This is a genomic window from Microbacterium sp. BLY (genome assembly GCF_017939615.1).
In the GTDB taxonomy this organism is placed as follows: domain Bacteria; phylum Actinomycetota; class Actinomycetes; order Actinomycetales; family Microbacteriaceae; genus Microbacterium.
On the sequence record NZ_JAGKSR010000001.1, the window covers coordinates 2,631,484 to 2,657,708 of the forward strand.

Annotated in this window: 25 protein-coding genes, 1 tRNA gene and 1 other RNA gene; 12 read left to right on the forward strand and 15 right to left on the reverse strand. The window is 70.6% G+C overall.

Annotation, left to right across the window (positions count from 1 at the left end; translation table 11 throughout):
- Positions 1–2: 2 nt before the first annotated feature.
- Positions 3–1,190, reverse strand: coding sequence for a RimK family alpha-L-glutamate ligase (locus tag KAF39_RS12880; RefSeq protein ID WP_210677606.1), 1,188 nt, complete (start codon positions 1,188–1,190; stop codon positions 3–5).
- A gap of 19 nt (positions 1,191–1,209) precedes the next feature.
- Between KAF39_RS12880 and KAF39_RS12885 the strand changes: the two genes are divergently transcribed.
- On the forward strand, positions 1,210–1,698 hold the full coding sequence (locus KAF39_RS12885; RefSeq protein ID WP_210677607.1) for a RimK/LysX family protein: 489 nt from the start codon (positions 1,210–1,212) through the stop codon (positions 1,696–1,698).
- A 16-nt stretch (positions 1,699–1,714) separates the two neighbouring features.
- Here KAF39_RS12885 and KAF39_RS12890 read toward each other — a convergent pair whose 3' ends face one another.
- Positions 1,715–2,110 carry an RDD family protein gene (locus KAF39_RS12890; protein ID WP_307805211.1) on the reverse strand — a complete coding sequence of 132 codons (396 nt, stop codon included), beginning with the start codon at positions 2,108–2,110 and terminating at the stop codon, positions 1,715–1,717.
- A gap of 147 nt (positions 2,111–2,257) precedes the next feature.
- On the opposite strand from KAF39_RS12890, the gene glnA (KAF39_RS12895) reads away from it, so the two are divergent.
- Positions 2,258–3,682 (forward strand): type I glutamate--ammonia ligase, encoded by a 1,425-nt coding sequence (glnA, locus tag KAF39_RS12895; protein WP_210677608.1) that lies wholly within the window; start codon positions 2,258–2,260, stop codon positions 3,680–3,682.
- Positions 3,683–3,773: 91 nt separating this feature from the next.
- Here the strand turns inward: glnA (KAF39_RS12895) and KAF39_RS12900 are convergent, their stop codons facing one another.
- Positions 3,774–4,166, reverse strand: coding sequence for a VOC family protein (locus tag KAF39_RS12900; RefSeq protein WP_210677609.1), 393 nt, complete (start codon positions 4,164–4,166; stop codon positions 3,774–3,776).
- Between the two features lie 135 nt (positions 4,167–4,301).
- Here KAF39_RS12900 and KAF39_RS12905 point away from each other — a divergent pair, with 135 nt between their 5' ends.
- On the forward strand, positions 4,302–5,675 hold the full coding sequence (locus tag KAF39_RS12905) for a serine/threonine-protein kinase (RefSeq protein WP_210677610.1): 1,374 nt from the start codon (positions 4,302–4,304) through the stop codon (positions 5,673–5,675).
- Positions 5,676–5,885: 210 nt separating this feature from the next.
- Positions 5,886–6,929: an AI-2E family transporter gene (locus KAF39_RS12910; RefSeq protein WP_374093890.1), complete on the forward strand. Its 1,044-nt coding sequence runs from the start codon at positions 5,886–5,888 to the stop codon at positions 6,927–6,929.
- On the opposite strand, the gene KAF39_RS12915 is transcribed toward KAF39_RS12910, so the two are convergent.
- Genes KAF39_RS12915 through KAF39_RS12930 form a run of 4 tightly spaced genes read right to left on the reverse strand, consistent with a single transcriptional unit; the run spans position 6,930 to position 12,461 of the window.
- Positions 6,930–7,850 carry a diacylglycerol kinase family protein gene (locus KAF39_RS12915; RefSeq protein ID WP_210677612.1) on the reverse strand — a complete coding sequence of 307 codons (921 nt, stop codon included), beginning with the start codon at positions 7,848–7,850 and terminating at the stop codon, positions 6,930–6,932.
- Between the two features lie 48 nt (positions 7,851–7,898).
- Positions 7,899–10,874, reverse strand: coding sequence for a bifunctional [glutamine synthetase] adenylyltransferase/[glutamine synthetase]-adenylyl-L-tyrosine phosphorylase (locus tag KAF39_RS12920; RefSeq protein WP_210677613.1), 2,976 nt, complete (start codon positions 10,872–10,874; stop codon positions 7,899–7,901).
- A gap of 7 nt (positions 10,875–10,881) precedes the next feature.
- Positions 10,882–12,219: a type I glutamate--ammonia ligase gene (glnA, locus tag KAF39_RS12925; RefSeq protein ID WP_149085426.1), complete on the reverse strand. Its 1,338-nt coding sequence runs from the start codon at positions 12,217–12,219 to the stop codon at positions 10,882–10,884.
- A 2-nt stretch (positions 12,220–12,221) separates the two neighbouring features.
- A complete protein-coding gene (locus KAF39_RS12930) occupies positions 12,222–12,461 on the reverse strand; it encodes an SPOR domain-containing protein (RefSeq protein ID WP_149085427.1) in 240 nt (79 codons plus the stop codon).
- Between the two features lie 81 nt (positions 12,462–12,542).
- On the opposite strand from KAF39_RS12930, the gene ppgK reads away from it, so the two are divergent.
- Complete coding sequence (gene ppgK / locus KAF39_RS12935; protein WP_210677614.1) at positions 12,543–13,289, forward strand: polyphosphate--glucose phosphotransferase; 747 nt, start codon at positions 12,543–12,545, stop codon at positions 13,287–13,289.
- A 125-nt stretch (positions 13,290–13,414) separates the two neighbouring features.
- On the opposite strand, the gene rnpB is transcribed toward ppgK, so the two are convergent.
- The 4 genes from rnpB to KAF39_RS12955 form a co-directional block, all read right to left on the reverse strand.
- Positions 13,415–13,771, reverse strand: an RNA gene (rnpB, locus tag KAF39_RS12940) — RNase P RNA component class A.
- Positions 13,772–13,795: 24 nt separating this feature from the next.
- The gene (locus tag KAF39_RS12945; protein WP_210677615.1) at positions 13,796–15,496 is read right to left on the reverse strand and encodes a bifunctional 3'-5' exonuclease/DNA polymerase; all 1,701 of its coding nucleotides are present in this window, start codon (positions 15,494–15,496) and stop codon (positions 13,796–13,798) included.
- A gap of 22 nt (positions 15,497–15,518) precedes the next feature.
- Positions 15,519–16,256: a zinc ribbon domain-containing protein gene (locus tag KAF39_RS12950; protein WP_210677616.1), complete on the reverse strand. Its 738-nt coding sequence runs from the start codon at positions 16,254–16,256 to the stop codon at positions 15,519–15,521.
- A 37-nt stretch (positions 16,257–16,293) separates the two neighbouring features.
- Positions 16,294–16,677, reverse strand: coding sequence for a YchJ family protein (locus KAF39_RS12955; protein ID WP_210677617.1), 384 nt, complete (start codon positions 16,675–16,677; stop codon positions 16,294–16,296).
- Between the two features lie 100 nt (positions 16,678–16,777).
- Here KAF39_RS12955 and KAF39_RS12960 point away from each other — a divergent pair, with 100 nt between their 5' ends.
- Entirely contained in the window at positions 16,778–17,617 is an 840-nt protein-coding gene (locus tag KAF39_RS12960) for an aldo/keto reductase (RefSeq protein ID WP_210677618.1), read from the forward strand.
- Between the two features lie 10 nt (positions 17,618–17,627).
- Here the strand turns inward: KAF39_RS12960 and KAF39_RS12965 are convergent, their stop codons facing one another.
- Complete coding sequence (locus KAF39_RS12965; RefSeq protein ID WP_210677619.1) at positions 17,628–18,464, reverse strand: helix-turn-helix transcriptional regulator; 837 nt, start codon at positions 18,462–18,464, stop codon at positions 17,628–17,630.
- Between the two features lie 100 nt (positions 18,465–18,564).
- Here KAF39_RS12965 and KAF39_RS12970 point away from each other — a divergent pair, with 100 nt between their 5' ends.
- Positions 18,565–19,329 carry an SDR family oxidoreductase gene (locus tag KAF39_RS12970; protein WP_210677620.1) on the forward strand — a complete coding sequence of 255 codons (765 nt, stop codon included), beginning with the start codon at positions 18,565–18,567 and terminating at the stop codon, positions 19,327–19,329.
- A 33-nt stretch (positions 19,330–19,362) separates the two neighbouring features.
- Here KAF39_RS12970 and KAF39_RS12975 read toward each other — a convergent pair whose 3' ends face one another.
- Together KAF39_RS12975 and KAF39_RS12980 are read right to left on the reverse strand one after the other, a co-directional pair.
- Entirely contained in the window at positions 19,363–20,316 is a 954-nt protein-coding gene (locus tag KAF39_RS12975) for an L-lactate dehydrogenase (protein ID WP_210677621.1), read from the reverse strand.
- 64 nt (positions 20,317–20,380) lie between these two features.
- On the reverse strand, positions 20,381–21,268 hold the full coding sequence (locus KAF39_RS12980) for a TIGR01777 family oxidoreductase (RefSeq protein ID WP_210677622.1): 888 nt from the start codon (positions 21,266–21,268) through the stop codon (positions 20,381–20,383).
- A gap of 155 nt (positions 21,269–21,423) precedes the next feature.
- Here KAF39_RS12980 and KAF39_RS12985 point away from each other — a divergent pair, with 155 nt between their 5' ends.
- Genes KAF39_RS12985 through KAF39_RS13005 form a run of 5 tightly spaced genes read left to right on the forward strand, consistent with a single transcriptional unit; the run spans position 21,424 to position 26,113 of the window.
- Complete coding sequence (locus KAF39_RS12985; RefSeq protein WP_210677623.1) at positions 21,424–22,365, forward strand: ABC transporter substrate-binding protein; 942 nt, start codon at positions 21,424–21,426, stop codon at positions 22,363–22,365.
- Positions 22,362–23,402 carry an iron ABC transporter permease gene (locus KAF39_RS12990; RefSeq protein WP_210677624.1) on the forward strand — a complete coding sequence of 347 codons (1,041 nt, stop codon included), beginning with the start codon at positions 22,362–22,364 and terminating at the stop codon, positions 23,400–23,402. The genes KAF39_RS12985 and KAF39_RS12990 overlap by 4 nt, the downstream gene beginning before the upstream one ends.
- Positions 23,399–24,460, forward strand: coding sequence for an iron chelate uptake ABC transporter family permease subunit (locus KAF39_RS12995; protein ID WP_307805213.1), 1,062 nt, complete (start codon positions 23,399–23,401; stop codon positions 24,458–24,460). Before KAF39_RS12990 ends, KAF39_RS12995 begins: the two co-directional genes overlap by 4 nt.
- A complete protein-coding gene (locus KAF39_RS13000) occupies positions 24,453–25,265 on the forward strand; it encodes an ABC transporter ATP-binding protein (protein WP_210677625.1) in 813 nt (270 codons plus the stop codon). Before KAF39_RS12995 ends, KAF39_RS13000 begins: the two co-directional genes overlap by 8 nt.
- Entirely contained in the window at positions 25,262–26,113 is an 852-nt protein-coding gene (locus KAF39_RS13005; protein WP_210677626.1) for a siderophore-interacting protein, read from the forward strand. The genes KAF39_RS13000 and KAF39_RS13005 overlap by 4 nt, the downstream gene beginning before the upstream one ends.
- Positions 26,114–26,145: 32 nt before the next feature.
- Here KAF39_RS13005 and KAF39_RS13010 read toward each other — a convergent pair.
- Positions 26,146–26,218, reverse strand: a tRNA-Val gene (locus tag KAF39_RS13010).
- Between the last annotated feature and the right edge of the window lie 7 nt (positions 26,219–26,225).

Here is a 26,225-nt window from a genome sequence, read left to right on the forward strand (position 1 = left end):
TCTCATTCCGAGAGAGGCTGACGCGGGAGGCGGCGCACCTTCGCCCGGCGCCGACGACGCTCGGGGATCATCGAGCGCATCTCATCGAGCTTCCCGAAGCAGAACAGGCGGTCGTCCGGCTCCAGGACCACGTGCTTGCGAGGATTCGGGATCACGCTCACGCCGCGGTGCAGCGTCAACACGGTGATGTCACGCTCCCAGAGTCCGGCCTCCCCCAGCGTCTTGCCGACGAGGTCCGCCGCACCGTGGACCATGAGCTCCGCGACGCCGTAGCCGGTGGACACGGTGAGGCGCTGCCGCACGTCGATCTCCGGGAACGCGACCTGACCGGCGATGTAGTCGATGATGGCACCGGCGACGTCGAGCTTCGTCGCCGTCTCGATACCCTGCAGCCCCGGTGAGGAGTTCACCTCCATGACGAGGGGTCCCTCGTCGCCCTCGAGCATGTCCACGCCGGCCACGCGCAGACCCATGATCTGCGCCGACCGCACGGCCGCCCTCTCGTAGATCGGGTCGAGCTCGATCGCCTCGACCGAGCCGCCCCGGTGCACATTGGAGCGGAACTCGTCGCCGGCCGCGGAGCGACGCATCGCAGCAACGACGCGATCCCCCACGACGAGCGCACGGATGTCGCGACCGCGGCTCTCGGCGATGAACTTCTGGATGAGCACGTTCTGCTTGGTCGAGTGGAGGGTCTCGATGATCGCCTCGGCCACCTTCACCTGCGGCGCGAGGATGACGCCGATGCCCTGAGTGCCCTCAAGCAGCTTGATGACCACGGGAGCCCCGCCGACCCGCTCGATCGCGGGACGCACGTCCGCACGATTGCGCACGAACGCGGTCGGCGGCATCGCGATGTTGTGGCGGGAGAGGATCTGGTTCGCCCGCAGCTTGTCCCGCGCACTGGAGATGCCGTTCGCGGTGTTGGGCGTGTACACATCCATCTGCTCGAACTGCCGGACGACGGCGGTGCCGAAGTACGTGATCGAGTTCCCGATCCGCGGCAGGATCGCGTCGTAGTCGCTGAGCTGACGGCCGCGGTAGTGCAGATCCGGCTCATCGGAGGTCAGGTCGATCGCGAAACGGAGGGTGTTCAGCACCTTCACGTTGTGCCCCCGCTGCAGTGCGGCCGCGCGGAGGCGTTGGGTGGAGTACGCCTGCGGCGCACGGGACAGCACTGCGATCTTCACGGGGGATTTTCCTGCCAGGATGTATCAGGTGAGTAGGTCTACCCATTCAAACACCCTTACGGGGTGGCGCGAGTGGGTGAGCCTGCCCGATCTCGGAGTCGACTGGATCAAGGCGAAGATCGACACCGGCGCGCGCACCTCGTCCCTGCATGCGTTCGACATCGAGGAGTTCGTGCAGGACGACGAGGCATGGGTGCGGTTCCGGGTGAAGCCGTGGCAGGACAGCCAGGAGGACGCCGTCGTCGTCGAGTCCCCGATCCACGACCGCCGTGAGGTGCGGAGCTCCTCGGGGCACGCGCAGGAGCGCCTCGTGGTGCAGCTGATGATCCGCCTCGTCGACCGAGAGGTGCTCGCGGAGGTGACGCTGAGCAATCGTGACGAGATGGGCTTCCGGATGCTGATCGGACGCGAGGCGCTGCGCCGCGGGTACATCGTCGACCCCGCCCGCTCGTTCCTGGGCGGTCGCGCGCCCCGGGAGGCTCGTCGCCGCAACCGCGGTCGCGACTGAGCGCCGCGCCCTCGGCTCAGGCGCGGATGAGGACGGTCCCCACGGCCTTGTCGTGCAGGCCGCGCTGATCGGGGTCCCACACGACGGCGGGGATCACGATCATGAGGAGGAGCGTGCGCACGATCGGTCGCCACAGGCCGATCCAGGCACCGTCGAGGCGGACCACGCGCATCCCGAGGATGCGGTGGCCGGGGCTGCCGCCGGCCGTCGGGATGAAGAGGATCTGCACGACGCCGAAGATCAGCAGCGTGGCGAAGGGGTCGTACTGGAAGAAGGCGACGGAGAGGATCACCGCCGCCGTCCAGTCGATCGCGAGAGCGCCGATCCGGCGACCCGGGCGGCCGATGCTGCCCGGCCCCAACTCCGGGAATCCGAGTCGCTCGCCGGGGTACGCGTTCACAGCATCCGTCACCCCTCCAGCCTACCGAGCCTGAGGAACGCCTCTGATCCTGCTCACGCTGTAACACGGACGAAACAAAGCGGATACCGTGGAGAAATCCCCCGTCCGTACTGTGCAAAGTGGCCCCGAAGCCATCGATCCGCATCACAGGAGTCGTACATGTTCAAAGATTCGTCCGAGGTACTGGCCTACATCAAGGAGAACGACGTCAAGTTCCTTGACATCCGTTTCACCGATCTCCCTGGTGTGCAGCAGCACTTCAACATCCCTGCGGCGACGGTCGACGAGGCCTTCTTCACGGACGGGCAGCTGTTCGACGGCTCGTCCATCCGCGGCTTCGCCAGCATCCACGAGTCGGACATGCAGCTCATCCCTGATGTGACGACGGCGTACATCGACCCCTTCCGCGAGGCGAGCACCCTCGTGATGATCTTCGACATCTACAACCCGCGTACCGGCGAGATCTACTCGAAGGACCCGCGTCAGGTCGCGAAGAAGGCGGAGAAGTACCTCGCCTCCACCGGGATCGCGGACACGGCGTTCTTCGCCCCCGAGGCCGAGTTCTACATCTTCGACGACGTGCGCTACTCCGTCACGGCAGGCGAGAGCTTCTACAAGGTCGACTCCGAGGAGGCCGCGTGGAACACCGGCCGCGAGGAGGAGGGCGGCAACCTCGGCAACAAGACCCCGTACAAGGGCGGCTACTTCCCCGTGAGCCCGGTCGACAAGACGGCCGACCTCCGCGACGACATCACGCTCAAGCTCATCGATGCGGGCTTCATCCTCGAGCGCTCGCACCACGAGGTGGGCACCGCGGGTCAGCAGGAGATCAACTACCGCTTCGACACCATGGTGCACGCGGCCGACGACATCCTGAAGTTCAAGTACATCGTCAAGAACACCGCCGAAGAGTGGGGCAAGGTCGCCACCTTCATGCCGAAGCCGCTCTACGGCGACAACGGCTCGGGCATGCACACCCACCAGTCGCTGTGGAACGACGGCAAGCCGCTGTTCTATGACGAGGCCGGCTACGGTCAGCTCAGCGACATCGCGCGGTGGTACATCGGCGGCATCCTGGCGCACGCACCGGCGCTGCTCGCGTTCACCAACCCGACGCTGAACAGCTACCACCGCCTGGTAAAGGGCTTCGAGGCTCCCGTGAACCTCGTCTACTCCGCCGGCAACCGTTCCGCCGCGATCCGCATCCCGATCACCGGTTCGAACCCGAAGGCCAAGCGCATCGAGTTCCGTGCGCCCGACGCCTCGGGCAACCCGTACCTGGCCTTCGCCGCGCAGCTCATGGCCGGCCTCGACGGGATCAAGAACCGCATCGAGCCGCACGAGCCGGTCGACAAGGACCTCTACGAGCTGCCGCCCGAGGAGGCCAAGAACATCCCGCAGGTGCCGAACTCCCTGCTGGACTCGCTCGAGGCACTCCGCGCCGACCACCAGTTCCTCCTCGAGGGCGGCGTGTTCACCGAGGAGCTCATCGAGACCTGGATCTCCTACAAGTACGAGAACGAGATCCTCCCGATCGCCCAGCGTCCGCACCCGTTCGAGTACGAGCTGTACTTCGGCGTCTGATCGGCGCACGGTCGCCGGCGCTCCGGTGGATCCGCCTCAGGCCCGCTCTCGCGTGAAGCGAGAGCGGGCCTTCGCCGTGCCGGCGAGAGAATCAGGGGAGGTCGGCGACGACCTCCGCCTTGAAGCCGGCGGAGTTCTCCAGCCACCCCGCGTAGTGCGCGGGACCGCCGGCGTGCGGGTAGCGGTCCGCGTAGAGCGGCCGCCATCCGTGTTCCGGTGCCGCCGCCATGATCGCGTCCACACGATCCTGCGCGCCCGCAGCGAAGGCGAGGTGGTTCACGCCCGGCGCACGGCGGTCATGCCCGATACCGCTCAGGTTCGGCGACGTGGTGAGGGTGAGATACGCGCCTCCGGCGGCCCAGGATTCTCCGTCTCCCCAGACGCTCGTCCGCGTGAACCCGACTGCGTCGAGCAGCCAGCCCCACTCGCGGCGCGCCAACCCCAGCTCGGAGACCCAGATTTCCACGTGATGAAGACCTGCCATCGTCCCAGTCTCCCAGTCCGACGAGCCGGGCCCTTGCAGGTGCAGGCGGCCACGTCAAGCCCGATGTCGACCCCGCGCCGCGCCGATACGGTGAACTCATCGTCGGGATGCCCGATCCCGCGAGCAGGAGGCCCGATGTCCACGCAGGAAGCGCCGTCGACCGCCGCACTTCTCGACGGTCGCTATCGTCTCGCGGAAGCCGTCGGCATGGGCGGAATGGCGACCGTCTACCGCGCGGAGGACATCGCTCTCGAACGCACCGTCGCCGTGAAGGTGTTCCGCGACTCCGACGACGCCGTCGCGTCGGCGGATCGCGTCCACTCCGAGAAGACGCTGCTCGCCGGACTGAACCACCCGGGACTGGTCACCCTCCTCGATGCGCACCTCGAGCCGGGCCGGACGAGGTACCTCGTCATGGAGTTCGTTCCGGGGCCGACCCTGAGCGCCCGGATGGCCCGCGCGACCATGACACCGCAGGAGGTCGCCGCGGTCGGCGCGGATCTCGCCTCCGCCCTCCATGCCGTGCACTCCGCCGGGATCGTGCACCGCGACATCAAGCCGTCCAACGTGCTCCTCACGCCGCCCGCCGACAACACCGGCCGGTGGAGTGCGAAGCTGGCCGACTTCGGCATCGCCTGCGCCATCGACACCACCCGCGTCACCACGCCCGGCATCGTGCTCGGCACGCTGACCTACATGGCACCCGAGCAGCTGCGCAACGGTGACATCCGGCCCGCGGTGGACATCTACGCTCTCGGCCTCGTCCTCCTGGAGGCGCTCACCGGCATACCCGGCTTCGCGCCGACGGTGAGCGTGGAGTCCGCGCTGGCCCGCCTCCATCTGGCTCCGGAGATCCCGGAGGGTCTAGGAGCGGAGTGGGTCGCGCTCCTCACCGCCATGACGAGCATCGCCCCGGAGGCCCGCCCGCACGCGATGGAGGTCGAGAACGCCCTCCGTCACCTGGTCGACGTGGCCGTCCCGGCGACGCCACCGTCGGAGCGGCCCACGGAGGCTCTTGCGCTCGGAACCGCAGACACGCCTCTCCCCCGGACCCGCGCCGAGGCGCGTGCTCGCCACCGCGCCGTCAGCGCACCTCCGACGCCGCCCGTGCGACGCGCCCGGCGTCGGCGCGAATCCCTCCTCATCGCGGCGGTCCTCGTCCTGGGCGCCGTGACCACGGCCTCCGCCGCGTTCGTCGGACACGGCGAGCAGGCCGCCGCCAGCTCGGGCGCCGTGACCGACGGCTTCACGCGGTCCGTGGACGCCGTCGCCCCGGTCGAGGCTCCGCAGGATGCCGTCGCGGCCGACGAGGTCACGACCCCGCCGATCTCCCCCGCCTCGTCACAGACGAACGCGACGCCCGTCGACGATGACACGCCCGCCGTGTCGTCACCGTCCGAGAACGCCGCCTCTGCAGCATCGACGAACCAGGGAAAGAGTCCCGGGCGCGACGGCAACAACGGCAAGGGTGACAGCGCCGGCCATGCCGGCAAGGACAACAGCCGCTGAGATCCCGCCACCGTGCACCCGGGCCGTCGTCCGGGTGTCGCTGAAGGATGCGCGGGGCGCCGTGGAGGAAGATCGAGTGTCGGGAACCGGCAGAGGGAGGGGACCATGCGTCGCAGGAGATTGATCGCACCGCCGGAACAGGCGCCCAGCGTCTCCGCACAACGGCGGTCGCCGTCGAGCGTGGTCGCCGGAGCCAGGGCCAACCCGTTCATGTTCGGGCTCCTCGGCGCCCTCGGGGTGCTCGTGGCCCTCATGATCGGCGGCATCGTCGGGCAGCTCGCCACCGTCCTCGTCTACATCGGGGTGGCTCTGTTCCTCGCACTCGGTCTCGACCCGATCGTCCGGTTCATCGAGCGCAAGCTCCCCCGCCCGGCCGCTGTCGCCGTCGTCGTCATCGGCGTGCTCCTCGCCTTCGCCGGGATCATCCTCGCCATCGTGCCCACACTCGTCGAGCAGATCGGGAACCTCATCAAGGATGGCCCGAAGATGATCGAGGACTTCACGAAGAGCGCGTGGTTTCAGGACGTCAGTGGACAGTTCGGTGGGACCATCCAGGACGCGGTCGACGGCGTCCTCGGCTTCGTGCAGAACCCGGACAACTTCCTCGACATCGGCGGCGGTGTCTTCGCGGTCGGAGCGGGAATCGCCGGCGGGCTCACGGGCGTCACGATCGTGGTCATCCTCACGCTCTACTTCATGGCGTCCCTGCGGAGCATGAAGCGCGTCGCGGCCCGTTTCGTCCCGGCCTACCAGCGGGACACGTTCAGCGAGCTGCTGGAGGACGTCTCGAGCGCCGTCGGCCGCTATGTGATCGGGCAGGCGAGCCTGGCGCTCACGAACGGCATCCTCAGCCTCATCTTCCTCAGCCTCATCGGCGCACCGGTGCCGGCACTCCTCGCGCTGCTCGCGTTCATCGGCTCGATGATCCCACTCGTGGGCACGCTCTCCGCGTCCATCCTGATCTCGCTCATCTGCCTGTTCGAGTCGCCGACGACGGCGCTGATCGCGATCATCTACTACCTCGTCTACATGCAGATCGAGGCCTATGTGCTCTCGCCCCGCATCATGAACAAGGCCGTGGCCGTGCCCGGCGCGCTCGTCGTCATCGCCGCGGTGGCCGGCGGCGCGCTCGGCGGGATCCTCGGTGCGCTGGTGGCCATCCCCGTCGCCGCGAGCATCATCATCATCGTGCAGAAGGTCGTCTTCCCGAATCAGGACCGGAAGAGGACGCCGCCCGCGGTGACCGTCGCCTGATCAGCGGACGAGGACGGCGCCCGGCTGCACCCGCACGGTGAAGGCCTCGATCTCGCCGATCTCCTCGCCGTCGATCTCGAACATCTGCGGCGCGGACAGGCGCACCGCGATGCGCTCGGCGGAGACGTGCGTGGTGGAGTCCGTGCTCACCGCCTGATCGACGTTGCCGATCATGCGGCGGATGCCGTTGTCCCAGACCACCGAACGGACGGTGTCGAGCCACTGCAGCGCGCCGTCGGAGCTGATGAGCAGCATGTCGAGGAGGCCGTCGTCGAGGACCGCGTCCGGCAACAGCCGGATGCCGCCCTGGAGCATGCCGCAGTTGCCGACGAGCAGCGTGTGCCCGCGGACCTCCTCCGGCTCGTGGTCGTCGAGCTGCAGCGTGATGTCCGTCATCTCGGTACCGGCCAGCGCCCGCCCCATCGCCTCCACGTAGGCGAGCCAGCCGGCCCGGTCCTTGAGGTCGTCGTTGGTCTCCACGAGCATCTGCGCGTCGACCCCGAAGCCGACCATGACCGAAAAGGCATGCTCCTCGCCGTCGAACTCCACCCAGCCGAGATCGATGCGGTGGGGCTCGGAGTCGCGGATGTGCTCGAGTGCCGGGAGCACGCCCTCGAGCGGCACACCGAGGTTGCGCGCGAGCAGGTTGCCGGTGCCCTGCGGCACGATCCCGAGGGCGACATCGGTGCCGACCAGAGCTTCGGCGACAGCGCGGATCGTGCCGTCGCCGCCGACGGCGATCACGAGGGCGCAGCCCTCCTCCACGACCTTCGCCGCGACTCCCCGACCGGGGTCATCCGGAGTGGTCTCCCCCCAGCGCACATCGGCTTCCTCACCGAAGGCGAGGGTCACGGCCTCCTCGAGGACGTCCCGGTCGGACTTCGTCGGGTTCCAGATCACGCCGATGCGAGGAGAGGTCATACGCTCACTCTGAGCGACGGACGACGATCGTGCAACTCGACCGGCCGTCTAGCCGTAGAAGAGCTGCTCGAAGGTTCTCCGGGCGCGCCGCGTGACGGCCAGATAGTCCTCCTCGAGCGGGGTGGCCGACCGGGGCGGATAGCCGAGAAGGCGCGCCAGGGCATCCAGTTGACGGCGGTCGGCGGGCAGGACGTCGCTCGTCTGCCCGGTGAGCAGCGTGATGCCCGAGCGGAGCCGGCTGGACAGCAGCCACGCCGCCCGGAGCCGGTCCGCGTCGTCCTCCTCGACGAGCGCGGCCTGGACCGCGGCGTCGAGCGCGTGCAGCGTGGATGTCGTGCGCAGCCCCGGAACGTCGGTCGCATGCTGCAGCTGGAGGAGCTGCACGAGCCACTCCACATCGCTGAGGGTCCCCGGTCCGAGCTTGAGGTGACGACGGGGGTCGGTGCCCTGCGGCAGCCGCTCCCCCTCCACACGGGCCTTGATCCGCTTGATCTCCCGGAGGCCCTGGAGATCGACCGTCTCCGGGTACCGGATGCTGTCCGCGAGCTCCATGAACCGTCCGATGAGCTTCGCGCTCCCGGCGACACCGCGCGCACGCAGCAGCGCCTGGGCCTCCCACGACAGCGACCAGCGGCGGTAATACGCCGCGTACGCGTCGATGGACCGCACGATCGGACCGTTGCGCCCCTCGGGCCGCAGACCCGCATCGAGGTCGAGAGGAAGGCGATGATCCGTCAGATGCTCGCGGAGTCCCGCCACGATCCTCGTCGCAAGCTTCTCGGCCCTGCCCGGGTCGACGCCGTTCGCGTCGTACACGTACAGGACGTCGGCGTCGGACCCGAACCCGAGTTCCGCACCCCCGAACCTCCCCATGCCGATGACGGCGAAGTCGAGCGCCGCGTCTTCGGACGGCACGACCTCGCGGAGGACGGCGCGGAGGCCGGCCTGGATCGTCGCATCGGTGATGTCGGTGAGCGCGGTGGCCACCTCCTCGATGGTGACGACGTCGAGGACGGCCGCCATCGCGGTGCGCAGGAGCTCGCGACGCCGCAGGGCCCGGACGGCCCGCAGCGCGTCGGCGACCGTCTCGTGGCGCGTCTGGATCGCGCGGGCCTCGTCGTCGAGCGCCTGCGCGCTCCGCGGACGCAGCCTCTCGGCGCTGTCCAGCCAGGCCACCGACTCCGGGATCCACTCGAGCAGCTCGCCGATGTACCGCGAGGACGACAGCAACCGGGTGAGGCTCTCCGCGGCGCCGGACGAATCCCGCAGCATGCGCAGGAACCACGAGGTGTCCCCCAGCCGCTCGCTGATGCGCCGGAATGCGAGGAGCCCGTAGTCGGGGTCGCTGCCATCCGCGAACCACCGCACCATGACGGGCATCAGGTGTCGCTGGATCGTCGCCTTGCGGCTGAGCCCGCGCGTCAGCGCGCCGATGTGCCGCAGCGCTCCGGCCGGGTCGCGGAAGCCGATCGCGGCGAGCCGGTCGTGCGCCTGCTCCGCCGACAGCGTGCGCTCCTCCTCCGGGAGCCCCGCCACCGCGCTGAGGAGCGGACGATAGAAGAGACGGGTGTGGATCTCCCGCACCTCCCGTCGCACGCTCTCCCAGCGCGCCCACACCCCATCGCCCGTGTCGGCCAGCCGCGAGCTCCGCGCCAGGATGCGCAGTCCCGCCGGGATCTTCGGCATGAGGTGGGTGCGACTGAGGTCACGAAGCTGCAGACGGTGCTCCATGAGTCGGAGCACGCGATAGTCGTCGGCGAAGGTGCCGGCATCGGCGCGGCCGATGTACCCGCCCGCGACGAGCGCGTCCAGGCTCTCCAACGTGCCGCGTGTGCGGAGGGACTCGTCGGTCAGGCCGTGCACGAGCTGCAGGAGCTGGACCGTGAACTCGATGTCGCGCAGTCCGCCCGCTCCGAGCTTGAGCTGATACGGCGCGTCCTCCGGATCGATGTGCTCCATCACCCGCTCGCGCATGCGCTGGACGCTCTCGACGAAGTCCTCCCGTGCCGCGCTCGACCACACCCGCGGCGCCACGGCATCGATGTACGCGGCCCCCAGCGCGGGATCCCCCGCGAGCGGACGTGCCTTCAGGAGCGCCTGGAACTCCCAGCTCTTCGCCCAGCGGTCGTAGTACGCCACGTGGGAGGCGAGCGAGCGCACCAGCGCGCCCTGCTTGCCTTCGGGACGCAGCGCCGCATCCACCTCCCAGAGCGGCGGCTCGACCTCGATGGCGCTGAGATTGCGCATGGTCTCCCTGGCCAGCCGGGTGGCGATGTCGATCGCCCGCGGTTCGGGCAGCACGTCCTCGTCGGCGGTGCCGCCGACGAAGATCACGTCGACATCACTGACGTAGTTGAGCTCCCGGGCCCCGGCCTTTCCCATGCCGATGACGGCCAGACGCACAGCGGCCACGACCTCGCGGGGTGCCGACGGCAACTGCCGGGTCCGCGCGATCGCCAGCGACGCCTCCAGCGCGGCGCCGGCGAGGTCCGCGAGAGCCGCCGCCACCTCCGCGACCACGTCGACGGGATGCACATGGCCGAGGTCATAGGCGGCGATCTCGGCCAGGTTCCGTCGGTAGGCCACCCGGAGGGCGACGATGGTGTCGTCGTCGGCCGCGGCCGCGAAGCCGTCCTCCGCGCCGACGGCGGCGAGGAGCCTTTCGCGCCAGACGTCCGCGCCGGGCAGGGCATCCACCGGTGCGGCGAGGACCGTCAGCTCATCGGGATGGCGCAGGAAGAACTCCGCCAGCCCCACCGAGGCGCCGAAGACGCGCCACACCCGACGCCGCGTGTCTCCGTCATCGACGAGAGCGCGCAGAGCGGACGGATCGCGCCGGGCCACGCGGAGCAGACCGCGGACGGCCGCGTCCGGGTCCGCCGCGACCGCCGCATCGAGCAGCGCCGCACGCGGCACGCCCAGGAGGGTCTCCAGTTCGGCCAGAGACTCCGCGGCCTCGCTCAGCTCGGCGAATCCGAGGCGGGCGAGAGCCGAGAGCGAGACGGAGGCGTCGGGGCGGGCCATGCCGCGCTCAGAGGAGCTCGAGGTTGTTCTTCAGCTCCAGGGGCGTGACCTGGCCGCGGTACGCCTCCCACTCCTTGCGCTTGTTGAGGAGCACGTAGTTGAACACCTGCTCGCCCAGCGTCTCGGCGACGAGCTCGGAGGCCTCCATGTACTCGAGAGCGTGATCCAGGCTCGCGGGCAGCGCCGAGTAGCCGAGCGCGCGGCGCTCCGCATCGCTCAGCGCCCAGACGTTGTCCTCGGCCTCCGGCGGAAGCTCGTAGCCCTCCTCGATGCCCTTGAGACCGGCTGCGAGCATGAGCGCGTAGGCCAGGTAGGGGTTCGCCGCCGAGTCGAGCGCGCGATACTCCACGCGCGAGGACTGGCCCTTGTTCGGCTTGTACATCGGGACGCGGACCAGGGCGGACCGGTTGTTGTGGCCCCACGTGATGAAGCTGGGCGCCTCGTCGCCGCCCCAGAGCCGCTTGTACGAGTTGACGAACTGGTTCGTCACGGCGGAGATCTCGTTGGCGTGCCGGAGCAGGCCCGCGATGAAGTGGCGTCCGGTCTTGGAGAGCTGGTACTTCGCGCCCTCCTCGTAGAACGCGTTCTGATCGCCCTCGAACAGCGACATGTGCGTGTGCATGCCGCTGCCCGGCTGCCCGCTGAGCGGCTTCGGCATGAACGTGGCGTAGACGCCCTGCTCGATCGCGACCTCCTTGATGACCGTGCGGAAGGTCATCACGTTGTCCGCGGTGGTCAAGGCGTCCGCATAGCGGAGATCGATCTCGTTCTGGCCGGGACCACCCTCGTGGTGGCTGAACTCCACCGAGATGCCGAGGTCCTCCAGCATGCGGACGGAGCGCCGACGGAAGTCGTGTGCGGTGCCGCCGGGGACGTTGTCGAAGTAGCCGGCGGAGTCGACCGGCACGGGGCCCTCGGGACCGAACGACGACGACTTCAGCAGGTAGAACTCGATCTCCGGGTGCGTGTAGAACGTGAAGCCCGCATCCGCGGCCTTCGCCAGCGTGCGCTTCAGCACATGCCGCGGATCGGCCACCGCGGGCTGCCCGTCGGGCGTGGTGAGGTCGCAGAACATGCGAGCGGTCGGGTCGATCTCCCCGCGCCACGGCAGCGTCTGGAACGTCGTCGGATCGGGCTGGGCCAGCAGATCGGACTCATAGGTGCGGGTGAGGCCCTCGATGGCGGAGCCGTCGAACCCGATGCCCTCGGCGAACGCACCCTCGACCTCGGCCGGCGCGATGGCCACCGACTTGAGCGTGCCGATCACGTCGGTGAACCACAGTCGCACGAACTTGACGCCGCGCTCCTCGATCGTCCGGAGGACGAAGTCCCTCTGCTTGTCCATGACTACTCTGCGCCCTGGCCCTTCTCCGCACCGAAGCCGCTGGACGGCTTCGCGTCCCAGCCCTGCTCCGCCGCTTCCTCCTCGGCCCAGGCCCGCGACCGCTCCTTGAGCACCTCGGGGGCGCGTCGCGCCTCGGCCTCGGTGTCGAAGGGCCCGATGCGGTCGATCGACGGCGACAGCATGCCGAACTCGACCTCGCCCGTGGCGGAGTTGTACCAGTACTTGTGATCGCCGTCGGTCATGGCTGCTCCTTCTTCCCGCGAGCGGTTGGGGTGATGTCATCGATCCTACTGGCGTGCACCGTGGTCGCTAAGCTATCGGCCATGGCAAAAGCGATCGGCGTCGACATCGGCGGCACGGGCATCAAAGCGGGAATCGTCGACCTCGAACACGGCACCATGGCCTCGGATCGGGTGCGGGTGCCCACGCCCGCCGGCGCGTCGCCCGAAGACGTCCTCGTCGCGGTGCAGACGGTCCTCAAGACGCTCGACGTGCACGAGTCGACCCTGCCGCTCGGCGTGGCGTTCCCCGCGATCGTCAAGCGCGGCAAGACCCTCTCGGCGGCGAACGTGTCGAAGGAGTGGATCGACTTCGATGCCGAGCGGTTCTTCCGTGACGGGCTCGGCCGCAACATCGTCTTCGTGAACGACGCCGACGCCGCCGGCGTCGCGGAGGCCCGCCACGGCGCGGCCCGCGACGTGCTCGGCTTCACGCTCCTCACAACCCTCGGCACCGGGATCGGTTCGGCCTTCATCTACGACGGCGTCCTCCTTCCCAACACCGAGCTCGGGCACCTGAACTTCCGCGAGCACGAATCGGTGGAGACGTGGGCGGCGACGTCGGCCCGGGAACGCGAGGGCCTGAGCTGGGCCGAGTGGGCCGAGCGTCTCCAGGCGTTCTACTCCCACATCGAGTTCCTGTTCAGCCCCGACCTGTTCGTCGTCGGCGGCGGCGTGTCGAAGAACGCGGGCGACTTCCTGCCCCTGCTCGACCTGAAGACGCCGATCGTCCCGGCGATCCACCGCAACAACTCGGGCATCATCGGGGCGGCCTCGCTCGCCGGCGACTGACCCTTCGACAGGCTCCCTTCGACAGGCTCAGGGACCCAGCGGGACGCTCAGGGCCCTTCGACAGGCTCAGGGACCCAAGGGAAGGCCCCGATGACGGGAATCATCGGGGCCTTCCTCGTTCGAGGCGAATGGGCCGACCTGTACGCCGGGTTCTGTTCCGGGGTTCTTCGCCCCTTCGACGGCCATCTCTCTCGGCGACACGTTGCCGTGCCGCTCCAGCGGTCTACCCGAGGACTCGGCGGGCCGCGTCATCATCCTCTGTCTGACCTTGCTCCGGGCGAGGTTTACCTGGCGGGCCGTGTCACCACGGCCCCCGGTGGTCTCTTACACCACCCTTTCACCCTTACCCCTCGCGGGGCGGTCTGCTCTCTGTGGCACTGTCTCGCGGATCACTCCGGGTGGGTGTTACCCACCGCCCTGCCCTGTGGAGCCCGGACGTTCCTCGGTGCGGTTGCCCGCCACGCGACCGTCCAGTCGACCCATTCGCCCCTCCAGTCTACGGGGCCTCACTTCTCCGCGGAGTCCGCGATGCGCAGGTCGAGGGGCACGTCGATCGGGAAGGTGCCGAACAAGCGGGTGGTGGCCACGGCGGCGGCATCGCGGACGGCGTCGGCGGCGGCCTCCGCATGCTCCTGCGGTGTATGCAGGATGACCTCGTCGTGCAGGAAGAACGCCAGGTGCGGCTCCCGCGCGAACGGCCCCGAGGCCTCCGCCGCGCCGAACACCTCGGGGAGCTGCGCCAGGCGGTGGCGGATCTCCGCGAGCCAGATCAGCGACCACTCCGCGGCCGTCCCCTGGACGACGAAGTTCCGCGTGAAGCGCCCCCATTCCCGTGCACGACGCCGCGCGAGCGCGACCACCGCAGGGTCGGCGTCGGCTCCCGTCGCGTCGGCCTGCAGCCGCATCCACTCCGTGGACGGACGCGGCGACGAGCGTCCCAGCCAGGTCGAGACGATGCCGCCGTCCTCGCCCACCCGTGCCGCATCGTCGACGAGCGCCATCGCCCGCGGGTAGACCTTCCGCAGGCGGGGAACGAGTCGTCCGCTGTCGCCGCTGGTGGCGCCGTACATCGCGCCGAGCACCGCGTACTTCGCCTCCTCGCGCGTCGCCACGGCCCCCGACGCCACGACGCCGGCATACAGATCGCCGCCGCGCGCCGCGGCCGCCATCGCCTCGTCGGCCGCCATGGCCGCGAGCATCCGCGGCTCGAGCTGAGCGACATCCGCGACGACCAGCGCCCAGCCGGGATCGGCGCGCACCGCGGGTCGCAGGTTCCGAGGCAGCTGCAGGGCACCGCCGCCCGCCGAGGCCCACCGACCGGTCACCACACCGCCGGGGATGTAGACCGGACGGAAGCGCCCGTCGTGCACCCACTCCGACAACCACGTCCAGCCGTTCGCGCTGAGCAACCGGGAGAGCTTCTTGTAGGCGAGGAGCGGCTCGATCACCGGATGCTCATGCGCGGAGAGCTCCCACTTGCTCGTCGACTCCACCGACACGCCCACGCGGTGCAGCGCACGCAGCAGCTTCGGCTGGCTGTCCAGGTGCAGCGTGGGGTCGTCGAGCAGGGCCCGCACCTCGTCGCCGCGCTCCACCATCCGTCGGGGCAGCCCGCCCGAGGCGGGACGAGCCCCCAAGGTCTCGGTGAGGATCGCGTCGTGCACCCCGGCGTCCCACGGGAGCCCCGCGACGCGCATCTCCTCGGCGATCAGCCCGCCGGCCGACTCTGCGGCGCACAGCAGCGTCAGACGTCCGTCGGCCGCCTCCGCCATCACGGTCCGCTGCGCGCGGTACTGCTCGAGTGCCGCGATGACCGCGTCCTCACCGGACTCCTCGTCGAGGACGTCGAACAGGGAGGGGGTGGTGTCGACCGGGTCGCGGCGCTCCCAGGCGGCGGCAGGGGCCAGCGGCGTGGACACCATGGCCGTGTCGCGGAGGATCGCATGACAGAGGACGAGGTCGTGGCTGCGCCCGATCCGGACGCCCTCGCTGAGCAGCAGAGCGTAGATCTCGGCCGCGCTGCGGATGATCCACCGCGGGGCGTCGGCGGCTTCGACCGCGGCCACCCATCCAGCGAGTTCCGCCGCGGGCAGGAGCGTACGCTGCTGCTCCCCGTCGTGTTCGTCGAGCTCGATCGCGGCGTACTCCCCCGCACCGAGGCCGACCAGCGCGAGGCGTCGCTCCGGGCCCGACGCCGGCGCCGTCACGGGCGGTGCAGGCCGGATGCGCTCACGAAGAGAGTCCCGACTCCTCGGTGCGCACGAGGATGCAGCCGCACTCGGGGCACGAGACGACCTCGTCCTCGGGCGCACGTCGGATCTCGTTGAGATCGGTGCCGGGGAGCATCATGCGGCAGCCTTCACAGGTCCCGCGGGTGAGGAGCGCGGCTCCGGCGCTGTTCGCGGCGCGGCGATCGTACTCCGCGAGAAGAGCCGCGGGAACGGTGGCGGCGACCGCCTCCCGGTCGCGGGCCAGCTGCGCGCCGAGCTCGGTCGCCGCAGCGACGTCGGCCTTGCCCTGCGCGGTGAGGGCACTCCCCTCTGCGGTCGTCGCATCCAGCAGCGCCTGCTGCGCGGCGACGGCGGCGTCGGCCTCCTCGACGCGCCCCATGACGTCGAGCTCCGCGTCCTCGAGGTCGCTCAGGCGCTTGGCGAGGCTGGCGAGCTCGTGCTCCAGGGCCTGCGCCTCCTTGGGGTTGGTGGCCGCCGCGAGGCGCTGGGCGTCACGATCGCGGCGCTGTTCGGCCAGCGCGACATCGGATTCCAGCCGCGAGAGCTCGGTGCGGGCGTCGTCCCTGGCGCCGGTGAGGACCGTGAGCTCACGCAGCTGCTCCTGACGGATGGCGACGAGCTCGGTGATCCGGCTCGCCTGGCTCGGCTGTGCGCGGGCCCGCTCCGCCTGCGCGAAGCGCCGGTCGAGGTCCGCGATGTCGAGCAGGGTGCGCTGGTTCTCCGGGGTGGCGTTCACGCCTTCAAATCTAGTCGCTGCCGGCTCGCCTCCCGCATCATCGGATCTCGCCATCGAGGTAGAACCACGTCCGGTCCTCGCGAACGAAGCGGCTGCGCTCGTGGAGGGAGCCGCGCGCGTCGCCCTGCCGCCAGAAGGCCTCGAACTCGACGACACCCTCCGAGTCGAAGGGTCCGCCGGCCACGCGGTCCAGGATCACCAGCCGCCGCCACTCCAGGTCGTCCTCGAAGGTGACCGTCTCCGGTCGCGTCTCCGGGTGCCAGGTGCGGAGCAGATGCGCCCCGTCCTCGCGAGCGAACGCCGTGTACCGGGAGCGCATCAGCCGCTCGGCGGTCGGCGCCGGAGCCCCGTCGAGGAGCGGGCCGCAGCACGCGGCGAACGTGTCGCCCGAGGCGCAGGGACAGCGGACGGGCTGCGTCATGAGAGCGCGACGATCGAGTTCATGCCTGTCAGCTTCCCGCGGTCGACGGCTCTGCGCCAACTCGCCCTACGCTGGAGGCACGCCGACGCCAGGAGCACCGATGACCACTGTCCCCACTTTCCGCGCCCACAACGGCTTCGCCCTGCCGGCTCTCGGACTCGGCACGTATCGGCTGAACGGCGACGCCGGAGCGGATGCCGTCGCCCAGGCGCTCCGTGCGGGATACCGACTCGTCGATTCGGCCTTCAACTACGAGAACGAGGGATCCGTCGGGCGCGGCGTCGCTGCCTCCGGCGTCCCCCGCTCCGAGGTCATCGTGACGACGAAGCTCCCCGGGCGGCACCATGCCCGCGCGACGGCGACCGCCAGCATCGAGGAGAGCCGCTCCCGCCTCGGCCTCGACGCGACCGACCTGCACCTCATCCACTGGCCGAACCCGAGCCAGGACGAATACGTCGAGGCCTGGGAGGCTCTCGTCGACGCCCAGTCGCGCGGCGTCGTCCGCCAGATCGGCGTCTCGAACTTCCTCCCCGAGCATCTCGTGCGCATCGAACGGGAGACCGGGGTCCGGCCGGTCGTGAACCAGATCGAGGTGCACCCGTACTTCCCGCAGGAGGAGCAGCTCGCCTCCCACCGAGAGCGCGGCATCCTCACCGAAGCGTGGAGCCCGCTGGGGCGGGCGGAGGCCGTCCTCGACGAGCCGGTTGTCCGCGAGGTCGCCGCCGCACACGGGATCACTCCCGCTCAGGCCGTCCTCGCCTGGCATGTGGCACGGGGAACCGTCGCGATCCCGAAGGCGTCGTCCGCCGAGCACCAGGCCGCGAACCTCGCCGCCGCCGCCGTGACCCTCGACGACGCGGAGGTCGCCGCGATCACGGGACTCGGACGCGCGGACGGGCGTCTGTTCGACGGCGATCCCGCCGTGCACGAGGAGTCCTGAGCGCGAGGGCTCAGACGCTCTGCGTGCCGAGCACGCGCAGGAACTCGAGCTTCCCGGCGGCCGCGCTCCCGGGCTGCGCCGTGAGGACGATGAGCGCCTGCGACTCGTCCTCGGTGAACAGTGCCTGGCAGTCCACCTCGATCTCGCCGAGTTCCGGATGCACGATCACCTTGTGCTGCTCGAAGCGACGGGCGACCTCGTGGGCCGCCCACAGCTCCACGAACTCCGCGCTGCGGTCGGAGAGGTCGGCGACGATCTCCCCCGCCCGTGACCGCGCGCCCATGGTGCCGTACGCGGCGCGCAACGCCGCCACCAGCGCCCGTGACTGTCGAGGGTGATCGGCCTCCCGGTATCGCCGCCGTTCCTCCTCCGGTCGCGCAAACCAGCGATAGATGCCGCTCCGGTCGAGCCCGGTCAGACCGCTCGCGTCGCCGATCAGCGCCCGCGAGGCGTCGTTCTGCACCAGCACCTCGTCGAGTGCCGAGACCACGAACGCCGGGGTGTCGTGCAGCCGGTCGAGCACCCGGAGGATGCCGGGACGGACGTAGTCGGTGATCACCGCGCGATCGGGAGCGCTGAGCCCGCTGAGCCGGTAGAGGTAGTCGCGCTCGTCCGAGGACAGCCGCAGCGCGCGGGCGAGAGCGGCGAGGATCTGGGCGCTCGGCTGCGGCCCACGGCGCTGCTCAAGACGCGTGTAGTAGTCCGTCGACATGGTCGCCAGCTGCGCGACCTCCTCCCGGCGCAGCCCGGCCGTCCGCCGACGCGGCCCCTCCGGCAGGCCCACATCGGCGGGACGGAGCGCCTCCCGACGGCGCAGGAGGAAGTCGGCCAGGGCATCGCGATCCATCCGTGCAGTATCCCCCGGACACGGGACCGGATCCAGGGACCGCCGATCCCCCGATCAGCCGTCTCTGGAACGGCGCGGACGCGGCGCCGAGGCTGGGGCCATGGACATCACCGGAAACACCGTCTTCATCCCCGGCGCGACGAGCGGGATCGGTTTGGCGCTGGCCCTCCGACTGCAGGAGCGCGGCAACACCGTGATCGTCGGCGGACGTCGCGAGGACCGACTGGCCGCGATCGCTGCCGCGCATCCCGAGCTCCACACCGTCCGCATCGACACCACTGATTCGACCAGCATCAGCGAGGCCACGGGCGCGGTCCTCGCCGCGCATCCGACGCTGAACGTGCTGATCACGATGGCGGGCATCATGCGCACGGAGGACTGGACGACGCCCGCGGGATTCCTCGCGACCGCCGAGGTGACCGTCACCACGAACATCCTCGGCCCGATCCGCCTCATCGCCGCCGTCATCGAGCACCTGCGTGCCCAGCCCGCGGCGACCATCATGACCGTCTCCTCCGGTCTCGCCTTCGCGCCCCTGAAGGTCACCCCCACCTACAACGCGAGCAAGGCGGCGATCCACATGCTCAGCGAGTCGCTGCGGTTGCAGCTCGCCGGTACGACCGTCGCGGTGCAGGAGCTCGAGCCGCCCGCCGTGCGCACGGATCTCATGCCCGGGCATGCGGAGAACGAGGCCGCTCTGCCCCTGGACGCCTTCGTCGACGAGGTCATGACCCTCCTCGAGACCCAGCCCGACGCGACCGAGATCCAGGTCGAGCGGGTGAAGTTCCTCCGCTACGGCGAGGCGCGAGGCGACTATGACGACGTCGTCGCGACCCTCAACCGCACGGACCCGCACGGACGGTGAACCCCGGTGGGGCGGAGCGCCGCCCCACCGCCGTCATCCCCGCAACGAGGCCGCGACCGTGGTGAGCGCGTCGGCCGACTGCCGCAGCAGGTCGAACTCCCGCTCCGAGAACGACGTCGCCCGGATCGGCGTCGCACCGGCGGCGCTCACGATCGACGGCACGGAGAGGGCCACCCCGTCCAGCCCGTGGAAGTCGCGGAGCACGGTGCTGACGGGCATCACCGCGTGCTCGTCGCGCAGGATCGCCTCCACGATGCGTGCGCTCGACAGCCCGATCGCGTAGTTCGTGGCGCCCTTGCCCTGGATCACCTTGTACGCGGCATCGCGGATGTCGACGGCGATCTCGTCGAGCTCCTCGAGAGTGAAGCGCGGATGGCCGGGGGCCTCCCAGTCGAGGATGGGCACGGTTCCGATCGTGGCCCGCGACCAGAGGGGGAACTCGGTGTCGCCGTGCTCGCCGATGATGTGCGCGTGCACGCTCGCCGTCGAGACCCCGGCGCGCTCCCCCAGCTTCCAGCGGAGCCGAGAGGTGTCGAGCACGGTGCCCGAGGCGAAGATGCGCTCCGGCGGCAGCCCCGTCTCCTGCTGCGCGATGACGGTGAGCACGTCGCAGGGGTTGGTGACGATGACGTAGACGGCGTTCGGCGCGACGGCGAGCAGCTCGGGCATCATGCGTCGGATGATGCCCGCATTGACGCCCGCCAGCTCCGTGCGCGTCTGACCGGGGTTCTGCTTGGCTCCCGCGGTGATCACGACCACGTGCGAACCGGCCGCCACGGAGATGTCGCTGCCGCCGATGATGTCGCTGCTGCCGGTGAACTGCGTGCCGTGTGCGAGGTCGAGCACCTCGGCCTCGACCTTCTCGGTCGCGATGTCGTACAGGGCGACGTGCCGCGCCGAGCCCCGGATGAGCGCCGCATAGGCGACGCTCGATCCGACGCTTCCGGCGCCGACGACGGTGAGCTTCGAGTTCTCGATGATCTCCATGCGCCCATCCTGACAGCGGAGGTCGCGGGACGGGAGGGGTGCAGCCGGGAGAATCGTCGCGCGGTCAGAGCGCCGCGGCCACGGCCGCGGTCGCCGTCGCGTGGGTGAAGCGGAATCCGGTCTGCTGCAGGACCTCCGGTCGGACGTCGGCATCGGGAAGCAGCAGCGAGTCCGCCGCGTCGCCGAGTGCGAGGCGCAGCGCCCAGCGGGGTGCCGCCACCCAGAAGGGACGGTGCATCCGCTCCGCGAGCGCACGGCCGATGTCATTCGCCGTGGCACGCGTCGGGCCCGTGAGGTTGACGGGCCCCGCGATCTTCGCGTCGAGCACGTGACGGATGGCACGGACCTCGTCGTCCAGGGAGATCCAGGGCCACACCTGCGTCCCCCGCCCGAGCGGGCCGGCGACGCCGAACTTCGTCAGCGTGATCATGGGACGCAAGACGCCCCGGCGGTGGATCACGGGAGCGGTGCGCAGCAGTGCGACGCGGGTGTGATCCTCGGCCCGCCGTGCCGCAGCCTCCCATCGGACGGTGAGGTCGGCCAGGAAGGTGCTGCCCGGGCCCGAGTGCTCGGTGAGCACCTCTCCGGGGGCCGACCCGTAGTACCCGACGGCCGACGCCGAGACGAGGGCGGGCGCGTCGGACCGGAGAGCGCGGAGAGCGGTGGTGAGGGTGTTGGTCGCGTCGAGTCGGGACTCGACGAGCTCCCGTCGATAGCTGCGCGTCCACGGCAGGCGGCCCACGCTCGCACCGCCGAGCGCGACGACGGCCTCGGCGCCCGCCACGGCGTCCGGATCGAGCACGGTCTCCCCCGGAGCCCACTCGATCTCGCCGTCGGCCTGCGGAGGGCGCCGCACGAGGGTGTTCACCTCGATGCCGTCCGCCCGCAGCGCCTCGGTGAGCGCGGAGCCGATGAGGCCCGAGGCCCCGCTGATGACGATGCGTCGCCCCATTGCCGCTCCCGTCCGTCGAGTCGAGTCTGCGCTCTACGGTACGCCCTGCCCGGGGTCCCCCTTGACGGGTCGGTTTCGATTCGACCGCCCGGTTAGGTTAGGGTGGCCTAAGTCCACGATCACCCTGTGGATCCCCCTCCCCGAAAGGCTCCGACGTGCCCGTACGCTCCCGCCGCCGCCCCGCCGCCCTGGCGCTCGCTCTGACCGCTTCCGCCGCGCTCCTGCTGACGGCCTGTGCGCCCGCTGGCGCCGACGCCGAGGCGGACACCGAGCCTACGGCGTCCAGCACCCACGCGGTCACCCACGCCCGGGGCACGACGGACGTCCCGGCGGAGGTCGAGCGCGTCGTCACCCTCGAGCCGCTGGAGCTCGACACGGCGGTCGCGGTCGGCATCACGCCGGTGGGGACCGCCGTCGCCTCCAACGTGACGGGCACCCCCGCCTATCTCGGCGCCGACGGCGTCGAGTCCGTGGGCACCGTGCCGGAACCGGACCTCGAGGCGATCGCGGCACTCAAGCCGGATCTCATCCTCGGCACGGAGGCCCGGCACTCCGCGCTCTATGAGCAGCTCTCCGCGATCGCGCCCACGGTCTTCATCGAGACGCAGGCCGACCCCTGGCGCGACAACGCACTGCTCATCGGAGACGCTCTGAACCGCAAGGACGAGGTCGCCGACCTGCTGGCAGACGTCGACGACCGCTGCGCGAGCCTCAGCGACCAGTACGACGTCTCCGGGCAGACGGCGCAGCTCATCCGCCCCCGCGATGAGACGACCCTCAGCCTCTACGGCCCGGTCTCCTTCGCGGGCAGCCTGCTGGAATGCGTCGGGTACACCATCCCGGACCAGGACTGGGCGGACGGCCTCCAGGCCGACATCTCGCCGGAGAACATCCTCGACGCGCAGGCGGATCACGTGTTCGTGACCGCGGCGGACGTCGCGGACGAGTCCGCCGTGCCGGCGGCGATCCGGCAGAACGCGGCGGCATTCCCGTCCGTCACCCTCGTCGACACCGCGACCTGGGTGTCCGGCGTGGGACCGAAGGGCGCGCAGTCGGTGCTCGACGACATCGAGACGCACCTCGAAGCGAGTCGATGACCACTGTCGTCGGAGCGGGGCCCTCCGCGGCCCCGCTCCCGCGCGCGCGGCGGCGGCTGCTCGGCGTCTCCGTGCTGGCCGTCGCCCTGATCGCGGCGGTGAGCCTGTCACTGCTGGTGGGCGCCAACCCGCTGTCCGTCGACGCCCTGCTCGACACTCTGGCGGGGAACGGCACACCGGAGACCGCCTACGTGCTGTACGACCTGCGTATCCCCCGGACGGCCGTGGGTCTGGCAGCCGGAGCCGCCCTGGGCATCGCGGGCGCCCTGATCCAGGCGTTCACCCGGAACCCGCTGGCGGATCCGGGAATCCTCGGAGTCAACGCCGGCGCCGCACTCGCCGTCGCGATCGGGGTCGCGTGGCTGGGCCTCCGTGACACGTCGGCATTCATCTGGCTCGCCTTCCTCGGCGCCCTGATCGTCACGGTCGCGGTGTACCTCGTCGGCTCCGCGGGCCGCGGCGCCGCCGACCCCCTCCGCCTCACGCTGGCGGGGGTCGCTCTGGGCGCCGTGCTCTCCGGGATCACCACCGGCCTCACCCTCACCGACCCGGAGGCGTTCGACACCCTCCGCAGCTGGAACGCCGGATCCCTCCTCGCCTCCGGACTCGACGATCTGGTCGCCGTCCTCCCCTTCCTGGGGGTCGGCGTCGTGATCGCCCTGGCAGCGACGGGCGGACTCAACGCCCTGGCCCTCGGCGAGGACGTCGCGCGCGCCCAGGGCGCGAACGTCGCGCTGCTGCGCACCGGTGTGATCGTCGCGGTCACCCTCCTGGCCGGCACGGCCACCGCCCTCGCCGGCCCGATCGCGTTCGTCGGACTCATGGTCCCCCACGTGATCCGCTGGACCTTCGGCGTCGATCAGCGCCTCATCGTCCCCCTGTCCGCCGTGCTCACCCCGGTGGTCGTCCTGCTGTCCGATGTCGTCGGCCGGGTGATCATCGCCCCCGCCGAGGTGCCGGTCGGCGTCGTGGCGGCTCTGGTCGGCGCGCCGGTGCTGATCGTCCTGGCCCGACGACGGAAGGCGAGCAGCCTGTGACCGCCGCCCCCTTCCCCACGCTCGACTCCGGCCCCCGCCGTGTCCTGCTGAGACTGGGCCCCCTGCAGGTGCCGGTGCGCGTCCGGAGCGTCGTCGTGGGCCTCACGATGACGTCCGCCGGGATCGTGCTGCTCATCCTCTCGCTCGGCCTCGGCTCGTTCCCGCTCGCACCGGCGGAGGTCGTGCGCATCCTCTTCGGCGGCGGCGACAGCATCGACCGCACCGTGGTGCTGGAGTGGCGGCTCCCCCGGGCCCTCGCCGCCCTCGCCGTCGGCGCGCTGCTCGCCGTTGCCGGTGCCCTCTTCCAGACCGTGACGAGGAATCCCCTCGCCAGCCCCGACATCCTCGGCCTCTCCAACGGCGCGTTCACGGGCATGCTCCTGTCCCTGCTCCTCGTGTCGTCGTCCCTCGCGGCGCGCACGACCGGCGCGCTCATCGGCGGGCTCGCGGTCGCGCTCGTGATCTGGCTCCTCTCCGCGCGCGGCGGCATCCAGGGATTCCGACTGATCGTGGTCGGCATCGGCGTCTCCGCGATGCTCGCCTCCCTCAACACCTGGATGCTCCTGCAGATCGAGCTGGAGACCGCGATGTTCGCCTCGGCGTGGGGAGCCGGCTCCCTGAACGGGGTGACCGCCGAGGCCCTCGGAGTCGCACTGGCCGCCGCCGCGCCGGTCGCCGGGACGGCCTTCCTCCTGAGCCCACGCCTTCGGCAGCTCGAACTCGGCGACGACGTGGCCGCCGCGACCGGTGCCCGACCGGGCATCGTCCGCACGGCCGCCCTCCTGATCGGCGTGGTGCTCGTCGCCGCCGCCACCACGGTCGCCGGCCCCGTGGCCTTCGTCGCGCTCGCCGCCCCGCAGATCGCCCGACTCCTCGCCCGCACGCCGTCCCTCTCGCTCGGACTCTCCGCGCTCGTCGGCGCCGTCCTGCTGCTCGCTTCCGACCTCATCGCGCAGCATGTGCTCCCGGTCCCGCTCCCCGTCGGCGTCGTCACCGTGTCCGTCGGGGGCGCCTACCTCGTCCTCATGATCATCCTGGAGATCCGTCGCCGTGCCTGAACCCGAGTCCCCCGCCCGCCTGCGCGCGCAGCGGCTCCGCCTGTCCTACGACCGACGGGACATCGTCCACGACCTCACGGTCGACATCCCGGACGGCTCCTTCACCGTCATCATCGGGGCCAACGCGTGCGGCAAGTCCACTCTGCTGCGCGGCCTGTCGCGCCTGCTGTCGCCGACCGGCGGAGACGTCGTGCTCGACGGACGATCGATCGCGTCCTACCCCGCGAAGGAGGTCGCCCGCCGGCTCGGCCTGCTCCCGCAGAGCGCCACCTCGCCGGACGGCATCACCGCCGGGGACCTCGTCGCCCGCGGACGTTATCCGCACCAGCGCCTGCTGCGGCAGTGGTCGCCCGCCGACGAGGACGCCGTGCAGCGTGCGCTCGCCGCGACCGGGACGACCGACCTGGCGGGGCGCGCCGTCGACGAGCTCTCCGGAGGACAGCGACAGCGTGTCTGGGTCGCCATGGTTCTCGCACAGGACACCGACCTGCTGCTGCTCGATGAGCCGACGACCTACCTCGACGTCGCACACCAGGTCGAGCTCATGGAGCTCTTCGCAGAGCTCAACGAGCAGGGCCGCACGGTCGTGGCCGTCCTGCACGACCTCAATCACGCCGCCCGGTACGCCTCCCACATCGTCGCCATGCGCGACGGGCGCATCGTGGCGGAGGGTTCCCCGTCGGAGGTCATCACGAGCGACCGGGTGCAGGAGGTCTTCGGGCTCGCCAACATGGTCATCGACGACCCGGTGACGGGCGGCCCTCTGGTCGTCCCGCTCCGCGGTGCCCGGGCGGTGTCCACATGAGCGCCGAGCGACCCTGGGCCTACAGCGCGTTCCCCGTCGAGGTGCGTGCGCGCCGAGTGCTCAGCGCGCACTTCGTCCGCCTGACGTTCGGGGGCGACGCCCTGGCGGCCTTCGCCCCGTGGGGTGTGGATCAGCGGATCAAGCTCGTGCTCCCCCTCCCCGACGGGTCGATCGCCGACTTCGGGCTCCTGGACGAGCCGACCCCGCACCCGTCGGAGTGGTACACGCGCTGGAAGGCCCTCCCCGAGGACGCCCGCAACGTCCTCCGCACGTACACGCCGGCCGAGATCCGCCCGGAGCAGCGGGAGATCGACATCGACTTCTATCTGCATGATCCGGCGGGCCCCGCATCAGCGTGGGCGGCCGCGGCGGCCGTCGGCGACACGGCGGTGATCAACGGCCCCGACCGACGCATGGGCTGGACCGGGTACGGCATCCACTGGCACCCGGGTCCGGCGCGGCGGTTCCTCCTCGTCGCGGACGAGACCGCGTTCCCCGCCGTCCGCGGGATCCTGCGAACGCTCGACGACACGCATCGGGTCGACGTGATCCTGGAGTGCACTGATCCGTCCGACGATGTCGTCTCCGCCGACGCACCGGCCTTCGCCCGTGTGATGCGGGTCGCCCGCGGCGACGGCCCCGAGACGGGCGCGGAACGCGCGGTGGCCGCGTGGAGCGCAGCCCACGGTGCAGAGGTGAGGAACGACGCGCACTTCTATGCCTGGGTGGCCGGGGAATCGGGCACGACCACGCGCATCCGGCGTCACCTCACGGCCCAGGTGGGGGTGGCGAAGGAGCAGGTGTCGTTCCTCGGCTACTGGCGCATCGGCGGACCGCTCGTCGGCTGATCGGCCGCGCGCACCCCGAGGATCCGCTGATGTGGGCCCTGCCGGGATCGAACCGACGACATCCACGGTGTAAACGTGGCGCTCTACCAGCTGAGCTAAAGGCCCTGGTGCG